Origin of the sequence: Pseudomonas sp. BIC9C (assembly GCF_034541995.1) — a bacterium.
Taxonomy (GTDB): Bacteria; Pseudomonadota; Gammaproteobacteria; order Pseudomonadales; family Pseudomonadaceae; genus Aquipseudomonas; species Aquipseudomonas fluorescens_CC.
The window spans coordinates 904680-919043 of sequence record NZ_JAWDGM010000002.1; the positions used below are offsets into that span (position 1 = coordinate 904680).

Here is a 14364-nt window from a genome sequence, read left to right on the forward strand (position 1 = left end):
GCACTGACGCTTTCGCGAGCAAGCCCGCTCCCACACTGGATCCCTTGTGGGAGCGGGCTTGCTCGCGAAGACTGACTCAAAAACACTGCAAATCAGGGAACAGTCGGTGCATTCGGCACCACCATCTCCCCGGCACACGCCCCGCGCAATTGTCCCTCGAACTGCTCGATGATCGTCGCCCAGCCCTGGCGACTGGCATGTTGGCGCGCATTGAGGCGCACATTGCGCAAGGTTTCCCTTTCCTCCAGCAGCCATGCCGCTGCATCGCAGAACGCTTCTTCATCTCCCGGCATCGCCAATACACCGTTGTAGCCATGACGTATATGCTGGGCGGCCGCTGCCTGATCGTAGGCCACCACGCCGAGTCCCGAGGCGAGTGCTTCAAGCACCACATTGCCGAACGTTTCAGTCAGGCTCGGAAACAGAAACACGTCGCCCGACGCGTAGTGACACGCCAGGGTTTCACCTCGTTGGGTGCCGCAGAAAATAGCCTCGGGCATGTCGTTTTCCAGTTCCTGGCGCTGCGGGCCGTCGCCGACCACGATCAGTTTCAGGATGCGCTGGGGATAACTCGCCTTGAGGGTATTGAAGGTGCGCTTGAGCAGGCCAAGGTTTTTTTCCTGGGCCAGGCGTCCGACATGAATGACGGCGATGTCTTCCTCGGCCAGCCCCCATTGCTCGCGCAGGGCATTCAAACGTTTGGCCGGGTGAAACAGTTCGCTGTCGACCCCTCGGGACAGCAACGCCAGTCGTTCGAAATGCCGCCGCTCCAGCTCCATGCGCTGACTGACGCTGGGCACCAGGGTCATGGTCGAGCGGTTGTGGAACCAGCGCAGGTAGTGAGTCAGCAGGCGCGTGAGCAAACCAAGCCCGTACTGGTTGGAGTACTGCTGGAAATTGGTGTGGAACCCGCTGACCACGGAAATCCCCAGTCGCCGTGCCGCACGCAAGGCCGACAGGCCCAGCGGGCCCTCGGTGGCGATGTAGAGCACGTCCGGGCGGTGGCGCGTCCAGCGCCGCAGCAGTTTGTGCATCGACGACTGACCCCATTGCAAACCGGGATAGCCCGGTAGCGGCCAGCCGCGGCACAGCAGCAGTTCATCGTCGCTGCCCAACTGCTGGTCGCAGCCTTGACGCGGTCGCACCAATTCCACCTGATGCCCGCGCGCGCGCAAGCCGTCGCACAAGCGACCAAGGGTATTGGCCACGCCGTTGATTTCGGGAGGGAAGGTTTCGGTGATCAGGGTGATATGCAGAGCTGTCGTCATGACCCCAGTGTCGGCTGGGGCCATGTCGTCAGTGTGACGTCGGGATGATGGATTTGTGACTTAGCGCTGTGCCACCAGGTTTTCCGCGCCGCGTTCACGCACCCAGAACAGTGTCGCCCCGGCCACGGCGGCGGGCATCATCAGGATATTGACCACCGGAATCAGCAGCACCAGGTAGACGCTGCCGCCGAAGCTCATGCTCTGCCAGCGCTTCTGGCGCAGCCAGGCGAGCATCTCGTTCCAGCCCAGCTTGTGGTTGTCCGCCGGGTAGTCGATGTACTGGATCGCCATCATCCACACCCCGAACAACAGCCACAGCGGCGCGGCGATGATGTTCACCACCGGGATGAACGAGAGGATGAACAGCCCGATCGCCCGGGGCAGAAAATAGCCGAGCTTGCGCATTTCCCGGGCCAGGGTGCGCGGGATCATCGCCACAAGTTCGCCCCAACTGAAGGCCGGGAAATCATCGGTGCCGCGCACCACCACTTCGACTTTCTCCGCGAGGAAGCCGTTGAACGGCGCGGCAATGACGTTGGCGAGTATGGTGAAGGTGAAGAACACCATCAGTACGACGAGCACCACGAACAGCGGCCAGAGGATGTAGCTGAGAAAACTCAGCCAGTCGGGCAGGGACGGCATCAGCGTGTCGACCCACAGGCTGAATTGATGGCCGGCCAGGTAGATCAATCCGACGAACAGCACCAGGTTGATCGCCAGCGGCAACAACACAAACAAACGCAGGCTGGGGCTGAGCACCAGCTTGAGGCCTTCGCGCAGGTATTGCGGGCCGGACAGAACAGGGGCGGGCATAAGGTGCTCCGAACAGAGGGAAAACGCGCCGACCTTACCGGCTTTGCTTCTTATGCGAAAGCGCGGTGGCGGTATCGACATTCACTGTAACAAAGACGTCGATATCGTCGGCCAGATGGCATAGAGACCACCTATGAGCTGGATTGTTAAACCGTATTTCCTTAATCTTCGCCCCCTCGATACGCTGCACCCAATCTTTTACAGGACGGTCGGGTTCAAGCCTTCCCCAAGTGCTTTCAACCGTTCTTTTTTATTCCAGCCGGCAATCCGGCGTTCCGCGCCAGGTGTTCCGGGCCGGTCAACAGGAGCAGGTCATGTCTGAAGTTCGTCATTCGCGAGTGATTATTCTCGGTTCCGGCCCTGCCGGTTACAGCGCCGCGGTCTATGCCGCCCGTGCCAACCTCAAGCCACTGCTGATCACCGGCATGCAGGCCGGCGGTCAACTGACCACCACCACCGAAGTCGACAACTGGCCGGGCGACGTCCACGGCCTGACCGGCCCGGCGCTGATGGAGCGGATGCGCGAGCACGCCGAGCGCTTTGAAACCGAGATCGTTTTCGATCACATCAATGCCGTGGACTTCGCTGCCAAGCCGTACACCTTGACCGGCGACAGCGCGACTTACACTTGCGACGCCCTGATCATCGCCACCGGCGCCAGCGCTCGCTACCTGGGCCTGCCGTCGGAAGAAGCGTTCATGGGCAAAGGCGTCTCCGCCTGCGCAACCTGCGACGGTTTCTTCTATCGCAACAAGCCGGTTGCCGTGGTTGGTGGCGGCAACACCGCTGTCGAAGAAGCCCTGTACCTGGCCAACATCGCCAGCAAAGTCACCCTGATCCACCGTCGCGAGACCTTCCGCGCCGAGAAGATCCTGATCGACAAGCTGAACGCCCGCGTTGCCGAAGGCAAGATCGAGCTGAAGCTCAACGCAACCCTGGATGAAATGCTGGGTGACAACATGGGCGTGACCGGTGCCCGCCTGAAGAATAACGACGGCAGCTTCGACGAAGTGAAAGTCGACGGCGTGTTCATCGCCATCGGCCACACGCCGAACACTTCGCTGTTCGAAGGTCAGTTGACTCTCAAAGACGGCTACCTGGTTGTGCAGGGCGGCCGTGACGGCAACGCCACTGCCACCAGCCTTGAAGGCATCTTCGCCGCCGGTGACGTGGCTGACCACGTGTACCGTCAGGCCATCACCTCGGCTGGCGCCGGTTGCATGGCGGCACTGGATGCCGAGCGTTACCTCGACGGTCTGCAGAACGCTTGATTCTGTAGAAACGAAAAACCGGCTTCGGCCGGTTTTTTTGTGCCTTCGGAAAATACACATGTCCCTGTAGGAGCGAGCGCGCTCGCGATGGTCGTCAACGATAACGCTGGGAGCCTGACACCCCGCGGGGCTCTCAGGTTCTTCGCGAGCATGCTCGCTCCTACAGTGGGTGCTGTGGATCAGGCCAATTTCTTCAGGCACGCCTCCAGGATATCCAAACCTTCTTCAAGCACCGCCGCCTCGGTGGTCAGTGGCGCCAACAACCGAATGATGTGCCGCGACTTGCCGCTGGGCATCAGCAGCAACCCGGCGTCCCGCGCCAGCGCCAGCAGTTGCGTCAATTGCGCCGATGTTGGCGAGCCATCGGCGTTGATCAACTCGATACCACGCATGGCACCGACGCCGGTCAGGCGACCCAGGTACGGCGTCAGTCTGCTTGAGCGCCAGGCTTCGTAGCGGCCGACAATCGCCTCTTCCTGCTGCGTGCCCCAGGCGTGCAGGTTGGCATCGGTCATTTCGTCCAGGGTCGCCAATGCCGCCGCGCAGGCGATGGGGTTGCCGGAATAGGTACCTCCGAGGCCGCCCTTGGGCAGGTTGTCCAGCAGCGATTTGCGCCCGACCACCGCTCCCAGCGGCACGCCGCCAGCGATGCTTTTGCCGAGCAGGATCAAGTCAGGCTCGATACCCAGTCGCGAAAATGCAAAGCGTTGGCCGGTACGACCGAAACCGGACTGGATTTCATCGGCGACCAGCACAATGCCCTTGTCGTCGCAGAATTTGCGCAGCGCTTGGGCGAACTCGGCCTCCATGGCCAGGAAACCAGCTTCACCCTGCACCGGTTCGACGATAAAGCAGGCGACGTCTTCGACATCGATCTCGACGCTGAACAACCGCTCCATGGCCTTCAGCGCATCGGCGCAAGTCACGCCATTGTCCTGGCTGGGGAACGGCAGGTGATACACCGGTCCCGGCAGCACGCCGACTTTCTGTTTGTAGGGCGCTACTTTGCCATTGAGGTTGAGTGTGGCCAGCGTGCGGCCGTGAAACGCGCCGTCGAAGGCGATGACTGCGGTGCGGCCGGTGGCGCCACGGACGATCTTCAGGGCGTTCTCCGCCGCTTCCGCGCCGCTGTTGGTGAGCATGCCGCTGACCGGATAGTCCACAGGGATAAACGCGCTGAGGCGATCCATCAGTTCGAGGTAAGGCACATGGGGCGCGGCGTTGAACGCATAGTGGGTCAGTCGGGTGGCTTGCTCTCGAATGGCCTCGACGATGTGCGGATGGCAATGGCCGAGGTTCAGCACGCCGATGCCGCCGACGAAGTCGATGTAGCGTTTGCCGTCGGTGTCCCAGACTTCGGCGTTTTTGCCGTGGCTGAGGGTGACAGGATGAACGATGTTGATCGACTGGCTGATGGTTTCGCTGCGCATGAATGACCGGCTCGGAAGAAGGAGGACTTCTTTTTATCTAAGCCGTGAGCGGTGGTACGCGGCAAACGAAATAAAGTTGCCGGGTCAATCTTTAAAGTCATGTAGGAGCGAGCCTGCTCCGGGCGGCGCTCCGACGATGGTCGTGAACGATGACGCTGGGAGCCTGACACCCCGTGGCGTTCTTCAGTCCATCGCGAGCGGGCTCGCTCCTACAGGTTTAATCGGCAGCGAATTACATCAGCGGCGAGTCAGCGGTTGCTGAGAGAACTTCACACCGGACAGACCGTGAGCCATCAACGCACGGATATTGCCGTGATCGCTGCCTTCAGGCGTCGCCAGCACCGAACGGTAGTGCTCGCCGAACGCCAGCAGGGCTTCTTCATTGCTCAAGCCTTCGAGCAGCGCCAGACCCAGGGTCTTGCACGAGCCTTCGTTCTGCCCGGCCGCGTTTTCCACGCCGCCATTGTTGAAAGCCTGAGGCTGGTAGTCGTAACCGGCGGCGATGAACGCCAGGGTATCGGCGAAGGCGTGTTCACCGCTGTTGAGGCTGGTGCGCAGGGTGTTCAAATCACTCATTGGGTTTTCCTTTGGCGAACGCCGCTTGTTGTTCGGCGTTGGCCTCTTGCTGATATTGGGCTTTCCATTCGGCGTACGGCATGCCGTAAACCACTTCGCGGGCTTCGTCGAGGCTGACCTCGATCTGGCGCTCGTCAGCCGCGGCCTTGTACCACTTGGACAGGCAGTTGCGGCAGAAGCCCGAAAGGTTCATCAGGTCGATGTTCTGAACATCCTTGCGGCTGTCCAGGTGGGCCACCAGCCGGCGAAAGGCGGCAGCTTCAAGTTCCAGGCGTTGTTGATCGTTCATGGGAGGTCTCTGCGAGACAGCTGTGAGCTTCAGGCTTCGAGCTGCAAGATGGATTGCGTAGGTCGAAGTTTACAGCTTGCCGCTTGAAGCTTGTAGCTAGCGGCTTGCTGCAAGTGTTATCGATACTGACTCGGCGAATCGCAGTGCGTGGGGCTTGTCGACTTCCACCTCTGCGTAGAGTACCGATGCGTTGGCCATCACCAGGTCGAGAATTTCCTGGGTCAGGCGTTCGAGCAGCGCAAAGCGGTTGCCTTCCACATGGGCGATGATCGCCTTGGTGATCGTGCGGTAGTTCAACGCGTGATCGATGTCGTTGTCTCGTACCGCTTCCTGGGCTGCGTACAGGATGGTGAGATTGATCAGTACATCCTGCTTGTTGAGGATTTCATCCTCATTGATGCCGATGAAAGTACGCAGGCACAGGTCTTTGACCCGGATGCGTGCCATGCCTGGCTGAAGTTGTGGCATTGCTACTTGCTCCGTCCAATCAATTGCAGGAACTCCTGGCGGGTGTTGCTCGACTCGCGGAAGGCGCCGAGCATCACCGAGGTGTTCATGGTCGAATTCTGTTTCTCGACGCCGCGCATCATCATGCACATGTGCTGCGCTTCGATGACCACTGCGACGCCTGCCGCACCGGTCACCTGTTGCACCGCGTCGGCGATTTGCCGGGTGAGGTTTTCCTGGATCTGCAGGCGCCGGGCGAACATGTCCACCAGCCGCGCAATTTTCGACAGGCCCAGCACCTTGCCGGTTGGAATATAAGCCACATGCGCCTTGCCGATGAAGGGCAGCATGTGGTGTTCGCAAAGCGAGTACAGCTCGATGTTGTCGACGATCACCATTTCATCGTTGTCGGAGGCGAACAGCGCGCCGTTGACGATCTCTTCGACACTTTGCTCGTAACCATGGCAAAGGTACTGCATGGCTTTGGCCGCACGCATCGGCGTATCGAGCAACCCTTCGCGGTCGGGGTTTTCGCCGAGGCCGATGAGGATTTCACGGTAATTCTGGGGCAGGGATAACGTCATGGAAAATCCTCGCGGGACACTTATTTGATGTGCCTTCCGCCGTTGACGGTCAGGGTGGTGCCGGTGACATAGGGGTTGTCGAGCAGGTAGCGCAGGCTCTGGTAGATCACTTCGCAGCCGGGCTCGATGCCGAGCGCGGACTTGGCCAGCGCCTTGGAGCGGTAGGCCGCGTCGTCCTCAGGCTTGAACAGTAGCAGGGCTGGCGCGATCCCGTTGACCTTGATGGCCGGCGCGTACCTGGCGGCGAAGGACAGGGTCAGGCTGTCGAGCCCGGCTTTGCTGGCGCAATAGCCGATGTGCCTGCTGCTGCCCCTGCGGGTCACGTCATCGCTGATGTGCACGATGTCGGCGGGGCTTGAGCGTTGCAGAAACTCGGCGCAATGCAGGTTGATCAGGTAAGGCGCCAGCATGTGCACGCTGAACATGCGGGTGAATGCTGCGGCGTCAGTGTCCGGTGTTTCGGCCAGCCACTCGGAGGCGTTGTGGACAATTGCCCGCAAACAGTCGGTACGGGTTTTCAGTTCGCCGATGAAGGCGAGGATCCCGGCCTCGCTGGCGAAGTCCGCGAACACCGCGGTGGCCCCCAGATCGCGCAGGGCTTGTACGCCGGGTCGTTCGCTGCGGTAGCTGAAAATCACGCGATGGCCATCTTCCAGCAATCGCCGGGCGCAGTGCAGGCCGACACGCTGGCCGGCGCCGGTAATGAGGATAGGGGCTGCGGTAGAAGTCATGAACGGCTCGCATCGCGGTGAGAGCAAAACTATACCAGCGACGGTAGCACTCTACCTATTGTGCAAAACGGGCCTGTGTGGGAGCGGGCTTGCTCGCGAAAGCGCGGTGTCAGGTAGTACAAATGTTGACTGATACGCCGCCTTCGCGAGCAAGCCCGCTCCCACAAGGGGTCATCAGCGGTTTTGGGTGGAGGGTCGGGCGGGCAATGGTCGTGCTGGCGTGCTGTTCAGCCAGGTGGCCAGCAGGCGGGTCGACAGTGGAATGAAGAAGTAAACCATCAGTGGCGTCAGGCACAGGGTACTGATCAGCACGCGAGGCAGTAGCGCCATCTCGCCAAGCAAAGGCCCAAGCACAAAGTTGAACAGCAGTGAAACCGGAAAGAACGCCAGCCAGATCGCCACGGCCTGTTTCCAGCGTGGCGGGCGTTGACCGGTGGCACCGAACCAACCCTCGATGCCGCTGACCCGATGTTCTGTCGGGTGAGCGAACAGGTCGCTGCCGCGTCCGAGCCAGGCGCTGCGCGAGGCGGAGTGCTCCCAGGCATGCAGGGTCTGCTCGTCGGCGAAGCGGAAGATAATCTGGAATTCGTCATCGCCGGGCGGCGGTGCAAGTACGCCGGAGCCGAGGTAGCCGGGAAAATCGGTGGCCAGTTGTTCGCCTTCGCGCAACCAGGCGATCAGGTCTTGATAGCGACCATTGGCAACACGACGCGCGACCATCAGCGTGACGGGTGGGGTAGACATTGTGTATCTCCATAAGACATTCGCGTCGCTCCGGATAGGAACTTCGCCAGGCGCAGCGCCGGGGTGGTGGGCTGCGACTCGGAACAAGCAAGGATTATTCCTGATTCTGCCGGTTTCGTCGTTGAACGTTTTTCTTCGATTATGAACTTGGAGCATTACGGGGCAGCGGAGTTGGAATAACTTCCCATCTGCACATGGATGTACAACCCCAGATGCCTGTCCTTACTGACGTGGTTTCAGGTGTACCGCGGGCTGTCTCCCTTGAACAGGAACAGCTTTATCCGATTCGCGAGGTGGCGCGCCTGACTGGTGTCAACCCGGTCACGCTTCGCACATGGGAACGCCGCTATAGCCTGATTGTTCCAATTCGCACCGAAAGTGGGCATCGCCTCTATTCAGTGACCGATATTGAGCGTGTTCGCAGCATTCTCGACTGGATCGACCGCGGTGTGGCGGTCAGTAAAATCGGCACGTTACTGGCCAAGGCAGCACCAATTCAAATGCTGTCCCACATCATTCCCAAAGACCTTGTGCTGGCTGACAACGCTCAATGGCAACATGTGCCGTCCCGAGTTGCCCCAGCGCTTGAATCGCCTGGTCGGGTCATCGATCGGTTGCCTGGGCAATGAAGGGGAGGTCATGGGCCAGCGTCTGAAACAGTTCCTGGCGGGTAATCTGGGTACTTGAAGTTCAGAGGTGCAGCGCTGGATGAGTCAAGCGATGCTGTTGCAGGATGAACTGACGCAGACGCTCGGTTTCGTCCGTATCGCTCTGGCTCAGCTGATAGGCATAGAAGCCCTGTTCGTTTTCTTTCTCGAAAGTGCCACGCAAGGCAATCCGCTCATAGCCTGACGGGCTGAACCACAAGGCGAAATGCTTCGGCGGCTTGGTCTTGTTGCGAACTTCCAGCAAGACCCCTTTGCACGACACTTCGTGTACCCACAGGGCGCCGGGTTGACCCTTGGCGTTTTCCAGCGCTACCGGTTCGTCCAGTACCAGGCGCCAGGGCCGGACCATCGGCCCGCCTTCATAGATGCTCGGCACGCCGAGACGCAAATGCAGCGCATGGAACTCGTCTTCCACCAGGTGCAGGGGGAAGGTCATCTGCTGGTTTTCGAAGCTGGCGTGAATGGTGACCTGCTCATGGGCCGCCAGGCGGGTGAGCAGGTCACGGATTTGCGATCCACCGTTGACCAGCAGGCTCGACGTCGCGTCCCGCACATTGAGCTGCGGGTTGTGCTGCATGGTCTGGATGAAATCCAGCTCATCCTGGGTCAGGAGTGCGTCGCGGTGCATGGCCAACTCGGAAGATATAGTTACAAAGTCAGTGGTGATTGTAGTTACTGACCATTAATTCCGGATTTGGTTTTTGCCGTTCGTCGCCTTGAGCGCAGCAAGCTCGGCCTGGAGTTCAGCCAATTGCGTCTCCAGTTGAGCCACGCTGCAGGAAGCGGCAATCCTGATAGAGAATTTCTTCGCTGGAGTACCCCATCAGGCGTTCGAGCGCGGGGTGACGTAAATGAGGATGTTGTCTTGCTCGCCTTCCTTTTCAGCAATCACGATACCGTCGTTTGAAGCGTTGATCACCCATTGCAGCAGTTGTGCGTTAATCATCGGAGTATCCTTTCCTGATTGATTGTCGATCGCATTCTAAAAGAACAATCACGACCGTGCTGTTAATATCCCGGTCTTTTACTCGGATTCAGGATCAGATTGATGAAAGTCGCCATCATTTCCGGCTCGGTGTACGGCACAGCCGAAGAAGTTGCCCGCCACGCCGCCAGCCTGTTGAAAGCCGCCGGTTTCGAAACCTGGCACAACCCGCGTGCAACCCTCGCCGATATCCTGGCGTTTGGCCCCGAAGCCTTTCTGGCGGTGACGTCGACCACTGGCATGGGCGAGCTGCCGGACAACCTGCAACCGCTGTATTTCGCGATTCGTGACCAGTTGCCCGCTGCCTGGCGTGGTTTGCCGGGTGCGGTGATCGGCCTGGGCGATGCGAGCTATGGCGATACGTTTTGTGGGGGCGGCGAACTGATGCGCGAATTGTTCGGTGAGCTGGGCATTCGAGAAGTAGTGCCGATGCTGCGTCTGGATGCCAGCGAAAGTGTGACCCCCGAAACGGACGCCGAGCCTTGGCTGGCGGACCTGATCAGCGCACTTCGCAACTGACCGTTGCCACGGCACCCAGGTCAGTCAGGGTTCTGACAGTACAGTAAACGCTGCCTGTCGGACCCTTGCCGGCGTCGGTCATTTGACATGGATCCAGAGCAGCCGGGCGACTGACTCGCTGGGCCATCAAGCTGGCTGCCAATGCAACTACACGAACCTCAAGGGGTGACTAGACTCGGTATTCATTGGAAACACTCCATAATAAAAACCGAGGTTCCTATCCGTGAGCGTAACCCCCGTCCAATCGTCCCAGAGTGTCAAAGACTTGGTCAGCCCCGCCGAGTGGCAAACCCGCGTCGACCTCGCTGCCTGTTATCGTCTGGTAGCCCAGCATGGTTGGGATGACCTGATCTTTACCCACATCTCCGCCAAGGTGCCGGGCACCGAAGACTTCCTGATCAACCCGTTCGGGTTGATGTTTCACGAAATGACCGCGTCGAGCCTGGTCAAGGTGGATCAGGCCGGGAACAAGCTGATGGACAGCCCTTACGAGATCAATCCGGCGGGTTACACCATCCACAGCGCCGTGCATGAAGTCCGTCACGATGTCGTCTGCGTGCTCCACACCCACACGGCTTCGGGGGTTGCCGTGTCGGCACAGAAGCAGGGCGTCCTGCCGATCAGCCAACAGTCGTTGTTCGTGCTTTCCAGCCTGGCCTATCACGCCTACGAAGGCGTGGCGCTCAACCATGAAGAGAAGGTGAGGCTGCAGGCCGACCTCGGCGAAAACAATTTCCTGATGCTGCACAACCACGGTCTGCTGACCTGCGGCAGCACCATCGCCGATACGTTCCTGATGATGTTTACCTTTCAGCGGGCCTGCGACATTCAGGTCATGGCGCAAAACGGTGCTGCTGAACTGATCGCCATCGAACCGCAGATTCTGGCCGGCGCCAAAGCCATGATCGCGGGTGTCACCAGAAGTCCTCAAGGTATGGGCGGAGCGCTGGCCTGGCCGGCGCTGCTGCGCAAACTCGATAAACTGGACCCGGGTTATAAACTCTGATGGAACTCGCCGAGATCCCTTTGTGTGTCTGGCGTAAACGCAGCCAGGCGTTCGTATTCCGTGGCCAGAGCATCCGTTACTGGGCGGCAGGGCAGGGTGAGCCGCTGTTGCTCATTCACGGCTTTCCGTCCGCCAGTTGGGACTGGCATTACCTGTGGCAGCCATTGACCCAACGTTTTCGCGTGATCGCTTGTGACATGCTGGGCTTCGGCGATTCGGCCAAACCGGCGAATCACGAATACAGCCTGCTGGAGCAAGCGGATCTGCAACAGGCACTGCTTGAACACTTGAATGTCGAGCAGCCGGTGCACCTGTTCGCCCACGATTATGGCGACAGCGTGGCCCAGGAACTGCTGGCCCGGCATTACGAATCGCGGGTGGAACTGGCCAGTTGCGTGTTTCTCAATGGCGGGTTGTTTCCGGAAACCCATCGCCCGGTACTGATGCAAAAACTCTTGCTCAGCCCTTTGGGCTGGATGATTGGCCGCGCCTTCAGTCGCGATGGTCTGGTGAGAAGCTTTCGGCAGATTTTCGGTCCGCAGACCCGTCCCAGTGAAAGCCAGATGGATGATTTCTGGAGCCTGGTCGAAAGCCATCGCGGGCCACGGATCATGCATAAATTGATCGCCTACATCCCGGAGCGACGCGTCTGGCGCAACCGCTGGGTGAGCGCGATGCAACGCGGTGAAGTGCCGCTGCGGGTAATCGATGGCGGGGTGGATCCGGTCTCCGGTGTGCACATGGTCGAGCGTTATCGGGAATTGATACCGGAGGCGGATACGGTGGTGTTGCCAGACATTGGCCACTACCCACAGATCGAGGCGCCCGGCGAGGTGCTCAAGCACTACCTGGCGTTTCGCGATCAACTGCTCTTGCCGCCGCGCAAAGTCGCCTGCTCCTGAGTGCTGCTTAACGCTGAGCCCCTGTGGCGAGGGAGCTTGCTCCCGTTGGGGCGCGAAGCGGCCCTGAGACAATTATTCCGGGACACAGGTTTACGACAGCTTCGCAGCCGAGCGGGAGCAAGCTCCCTCGCCACTGATCATAACCAAGATCAATCATCCCCGGCCTTATCGCGCACCATTCAGCCTCCCCAGTGTTCATTGTGACCGGCAGCGTCGTGCCTGAAACTCGGTCTCATTGTCCCTTGGCCTGCTGGAGTCCCCCATGAATGAGTCTGTGCGCTTCGAAGATAAAGTCGTGATCATCACCGGTGCCGGTGGCGGCCTGGGACGGGCGCATGCACTGCTGTTCGCCAAACAGGGCGCCAGGGTGCTGGTCAACGATCTTGGCGGCTCGGCCCAGGGCGAAGGCGCCAACGCTTCGGCCGCCGACCGTGTGGTCGCGGACATTCGCGAGGCCGGCGGCATCGCCGAGGCCAACCACGACTCGGTCACCGACGGTGACAAACTGGTGCAACACGCCCTGGACGTCTTCGGCCGCGTCGACGTGGTGGTGAACAACGCCGGGATCCTGCGCGACAAGACCTTCCACAAAATGGAAGACGCCGACTGGGACCTGGTTTACCGCGTCCACGTCGAAGGTGCCTACAAAGTCACCCGCGCCGCCTGGCCGCACATGCGCGAACAGAACTACGGCCGGGTGATTTTCACCGCGTCGACCTCGGGCATCTATGGCAACTTCGGCCAGTCCAACTATGGCATGGCCAAGCTCGGTCTCTATGGGCTGACCCGCACCCTGGCCATCGAAGGCCGCAAGAACAACATCCTGGTCAACGCCATCGCCCCCACCGGTGGTACGCGCATGACCGAAGGCCTGATCCCGCCGCAAGTCTTCGAACAGCTCAAGCCCGAACTGGTCAGCCCGCTGGTGGTGTACCTGGCCAGCGAGAACTGCCAGGAAACCTCCGGTCTGTTCGAAGTCGGCGGCGGCTGGATGGGCAAGGTCCGCTGGGAGCGCAGCCTCGGCGTCGGGTTCGATCCACGGGCGGGGTTCTCCCCGGAAGACGTGGCGGCGCACTGGCAGCAGATTTGCGACTTCGAAGGCGCGGCGCATCCCAAGGACAACATCGAAGCTCTGAAGGAAATGATGGGGAATCTGCAGCAGTATTCGCTCTGATAGCGTCGGCAAGGTCACATTGACTGGCCTTGCCGGTTGTTGCATCTATTGGTTGCTAAACCTTTGCTGGCGATCAGCCTGGAAAGTATTTGATTACCAGGGCCTTCAGATTGGCGGCTGTTTGTGCGTCCATTTTTCCGTCGAAGTTTTCCGGGCGAAAATGCATCTGGAATGCCCGCACCAACCTTTGAAAACCCTCTTCCGTCGAGGCGCCTGAAACATCGTATCCATAGGATTTGAACAGTCCCAGCAATTCGCTTCGGGCTGGGATGCCCGATGTGTTGTAGTGGCACAGATACTCGTCCCGAGTGGTTTCATCGAACCAGGCGCCAACGCCTTTCAAGTACAGCGCCTGCCAGGGGAACATCGGCCCCGGGTCACTTTTGCGGCCGATCGAAACATCGGAGTGGCCCAAAACCTGCGGTGGTGTGATATCCGGGTAGCGCTTGAGGATGTTCAGCGCCAGTTGTTCAATCGCAGCAATCTGCTCTCGGTGATACGGCGGGAAGGTGAATTCGCCTTTGTTGTCCGTCGCCAGGTTGACGATTTCAATACCGATGGACGTGTCATTCAGATTGCTGCGATTAGCCCACTGACTGACGCCCGCGTGCCACGCACGATAAGTTTCATCCACCAGATTGAAAACTTCCTGCCCGGTATAACCGGCTCTCAGGTAACTGGGGTCGGTGATATCCGGAATCAGATAGTGCGCGCTGACATTCGGGCCGGTCAGGGCGCTGACAGAACTTGAAAAGTTAGCGGCCGTGTAGTGAAAAATCAGAAAGCGTATTCGACTGCTAACGCTTCTGCTCGAACGATACTGGTTGTAGTTGATGGGCTTCATGGTTGCACTCGCAATAAGTAAGTTTGAAGTCGTTCGCCGACTTGCTGTTCAACTTAATGGGGTGAGTGCTTTTGGTGGTTACCTATGCTTGTAGTCGCTTTCTGAAAGAAATG

The 14364-nt window shown here is 59.6% G+C and carries 16 protein-coding genes and 3 pseudogenes; 7 read left to right on the forward strand and 12 right to left on the reverse strand.

What is annotated here, in order from left to right; translation table 11 throughout:
* Window positions 1–92: 92 nt before the first annotated feature.
* Both RS887_RS14050 and cysZ read right to left on the reverse strand, forming a co-directional pair.
* Window positions 93–1292, reverse strand: coding sequence for a glycosyltransferase family 1 protein (locus tag RS887_RS14050; protein ID WP_322615828.1), 1200 nt, complete (start codon window positions 1290–1292; stop codon window positions 93–95).
* A 36-nt stretch (window positions 1293–1328) separates the two neighbouring features.
* Complete coding sequence (cysZ, locus tag RS887_RS14055; RefSeq protein ID WP_322615829.1) at window positions 1329–2081, reverse strand: sulfate transporter CysZ; 753 nt, start codon at window positions 2079–2081, stop codon at window positions 1329–1331.
* 314 nt (window positions 2082–2395) lie between these two features.
* Between cysZ and trxB the strand changes: the two genes are divergently transcribed.
* Together trxB and RS887_RS14065 are read left to right on the forward strand one after the other, a co-directional pair.
* Window positions 2396–3352 (forward strand): thioredoxin-disulfide reductase, encoded by a 957-nt coding sequence (trxB, locus tag RS887_RS14060; protein WP_322615830.1) that lies wholly within the window; start codon window positions 2396–2398, stop codon window positions 3350–3352.
* Between the two features lie 87 nt (window positions 3353–3439).
* Window positions 3440–3529: pseudogene (locus RS887_RS14065) on the forward strand (outer membrane lipoprotein carrier protein LolA); the annotation flags it as partial.
* Window positions 3530–3531: 2 nt separating this feature from the next.
* Here RS887_RS14065 and RS887_RS14070 read toward each other — a convergent pair.
* The 7 genes from RS887_RS14070 to RS887_RS14100 all read right to left on the reverse strand — a co-directional run bounded on the left by RS887_RS14070 (window position 3532) and on the right by RS887_RS14100 (window position 8153).
* The gene (locus RS887_RS14070) at window positions 3532–4782 is read right to left on the reverse strand and encodes an aspartate aminotransferase family protein (protein ID WP_322615831.1); all 1251 of its coding nucleotides are present in this window, start codon (window positions 4780–4782) and stop codon (window positions 3532–3534) included.
* A gap of 237 nt (window positions 4783–5019) precedes the next feature.
* Window positions 5020–5358 (reverse strand): HopJ type III effector protein, encoded by a 339-nt coding sequence (locus RS887_RS14075; RefSeq protein WP_322615832.1) that lies wholly within the window; start codon window positions 5356–5358, stop codon window positions 5020–5022.
* Window positions 5351–5647 (reverse strand): DUF1244 domain-containing protein, encoded by a 297-nt coding sequence (locus RS887_RS14080; protein ID WP_074873820.1) that lies wholly within the window; start codon window positions 5645–5647, stop codon window positions 5351–5353. The genes RS887_RS14075 and RS887_RS14080 overlap by 8 nt, the downstream gene beginning before the upstream one ends.
* 96 nt (window positions 5648–5743) lie before the next feature.
* Complete coding sequence (gene folX / locus RS887_RS14085) at window positions 5744–6115, reverse strand: dihydroneopterin triphosphate 2'-epimerase (protein ID WP_007970304.1); 372 nt, start codon at window positions 6113–6115, stop codon at window positions 5744–5746.
* Between the two features lie 2 nt (window positions 6116–6117).
* The gene (gene folE / locus RS887_RS14090) at window positions 6118–6678 is read right to left on the reverse strand and encodes a GTP cyclohydrolase I FolE (protein WP_085714576.1); all 561 of its coding nucleotides are present in this window, start codon (window positions 6676–6678) and stop codon (window positions 6118–6120) included.
* Between the two features lie 20 nt (window positions 6679–6698).
* Entirely contained in the window at window positions 6699–7409 is a 711-nt protein-coding gene (gene folM / locus RS887_RS14095) for a dihydromonapterin reductase (protein ID WP_322615833.1), read from the reverse strand.
* Window positions 7410–7583: 174 nt separating this feature from the next.
* Entirely contained in the window at window positions 7584–8153 is a 570-nt protein-coding gene (locus RS887_RS14100; protein WP_322615834.1) for an antibiotic biosynthesis monooxygenase, read from the reverse strand.
* A 212-nt stretch (window positions 8154–8365) separates the two neighbouring features.
* On the opposite strand from RS887_RS14100, the pseudogene RS887_RS14105 reads away from it, so the two are divergent.
* A pseudogene (locus tag RS887_RS14105) lies at window positions 8366–8710 on the forward strand (MerR family transcriptional regulator); the annotation flags it as partial.
* A gap of 133 nt (window positions 8711–8843) precedes the next feature.
* On the opposite strand, the gene RS887_RS14110 reads toward RS887_RS14105, so the two are convergent.
* Entirely contained in the window at window positions 8844–9449 is a 606-nt protein-coding gene (locus tag RS887_RS14110; RefSeq protein WP_008023250.1) for a hypothetical protein, read from the reverse strand.
* A 139-nt stretch (window positions 9450–9588) separates the two neighbouring features.
* A pseudogene (locus tag RS887_RS14115) lies at window positions 9589–9767 on the reverse strand (PAS domain-containing protein); the annotation flags it as partial.
* A 102-nt stretch (window positions 9768–9869) separates the two neighbouring features.
* Between RS887_RS14115 and RS887_RS14120 the strand changes: the two are divergent.
* The 4 genes from RS887_RS14120 to RS887_RS14135 all read left to right on the forward strand — a co-directional run bounded on the left by RS887_RS14120 (window position 9870) and on the right by RS887_RS14135 (window position 13407).
* Entirely contained in the window at window positions 9870–10325 is a 456-nt protein-coding gene (locus RS887_RS14120; protein WP_322615835.1) for a flavodoxin, read from the forward strand.
* Window positions 10326–10548: 223 nt separating this feature from the next.
* Window positions 10549–11331, forward strand: a complete 783-nt coding sequence (locus RS887_RS14125) for a class II aldolase/adducin family protein (RefSeq protein ID WP_322615836.1) — start codon at window positions 10549–10551, stop codon at window positions 11329–11331.
* Entirely contained in the window at window positions 11331–12233 is a 903-nt protein-coding gene (locus RS887_RS14130; protein ID WP_111280969.1) for an alpha/beta fold hydrolase, read from the forward strand. Before RS887_RS14125 ends, RS887_RS14130 begins: the two co-directional genes overlap by 1 nt.
* Before the next feature lie 262 nt (window positions 12234–12495).
* Window positions 12496–13407: an SDR family oxidoreductase gene (locus RS887_RS14135; protein WP_322615837.1), complete on the forward strand. Its 912-nt coding sequence runs from the start codon at window positions 12496–12498 to the stop codon at window positions 13405–13407.
* Window positions 13408–13480: 73 nt separating this feature from the next.
* Here the strand turns inward: RS887_RS14135 and RS887_RS14140 are convergent, their stop codons facing one another.
* Window positions 13481–14251, reverse strand: coding sequence for an N-acetylmuramoyl-L-alanine amidase (locus RS887_RS14140; protein WP_322615838.1), 771 nt, complete (start codon window positions 14249–14251; stop codon window positions 13481–13483).
* Window positions 14252–14364: the final 113 nt, after the last annotated feature.

Bases quoted from the DNA above. Each gene is read 5' to 3' on its own strand.
- folM (WP_322615833.1), bottom strand. From the start codon at position 7,409: ATGACTTCTACCGCAGCCCCTATCCTCATTACCGGCGCCGGCCAGCGT.
- RS887_RS14135 (WP_322615837.1), top strand. From the start codon at position 12,496: ATGAATGAGTCTGTGCGCTTCGAAGATAAAGTCGTGATCATCACCGGT.
- RS887_RS14100 (WP_322615834.1), bottom strand. From the start codon at position 8,153: ATGTCTACCCCACCCGTCACGCTGATGGTCGCGCGTCGTGTTGCCAAT.
- cysZ (WP_322615829.1), bottom strand. From the start codon at position 2,081: ATGCCCGCCCCTGTTCTGTCCGGCCCGCAATACCTGCGCGAAGGCCTC.
- RS887_RS14140 (WP_322615838.1), bottom strand. From the start codon at position 14,251: ATGAAGCCCATCAACTACAACCAGTATCGTTCGAGCAGAAGCGTTAGC.
- RS887_RS14080 (WP_074873820.1), bottom strand. From the start codon at position 5,647: ATGAACGATCAACAACGCCTGGAACTTGAAGCTGCCGCCTTTCGCCGG.
- RS887_RS14110 (WP_008023250.1), bottom strand. From the start codon at position 9,449: ATGCACCGCGACGCACTCCTGACCCAGGATGAGCTGGATTTCATCCAG.
- RS887_RS14075 (WP_322615832.1), bottom strand. From the start codon at position 5,358: ATGAGTGATTTGAACACCCTGCGCACCAGCCTCAACAGCGGTGAACAC.
- RS887_RS14130 (WP_111280969.1), top strand. From the start codon at position 11,331: ATGGAACTCGCCGAGATCCCTTTGTGTGTCTGGCGTAAACGCAGCCAG.
- folX (WP_007970304.1), bottom strand. From the start codon at position 6,115: ATGCCACAACTTCAGCCAGGCATGGCACGCATCCGGGTCAAAGACCTG.
- RS887_RS14120 (WP_322615835.1), top strand. From the start codon at position 9,870: ATGAAAGTCGCCATCATTTCCGGCTCGGTGTACGGCACAGCCGAAGAA.
- trxB (WP_322615830.1), top strand. From the start codon at position 2,396: ATGTCTGAAGTTCGTCATTCGCGAGTGATTATTCTCGGTTCCGGCCCT.
- RS887_RS14050 (WP_322615828.1), bottom strand. From the start codon at position 1,292: ATGGCCCCAGCCGACACTGGGGTCATGACGACAGCTCTGCATATCACC.
- folE (WP_085714576.1), bottom strand. From the start codon at position 6,678: ATGACGTTATCCCTGCCCCAGAATTACCGTGAAATCCTCATCGGCCTC.
- RS887_RS14070 (WP_322615831.1), bottom strand. From the start codon at position 4,782: ATGCGCAGCGAAACCATCAGCCAGTCGATCAACATCGTTCATCCTGTC.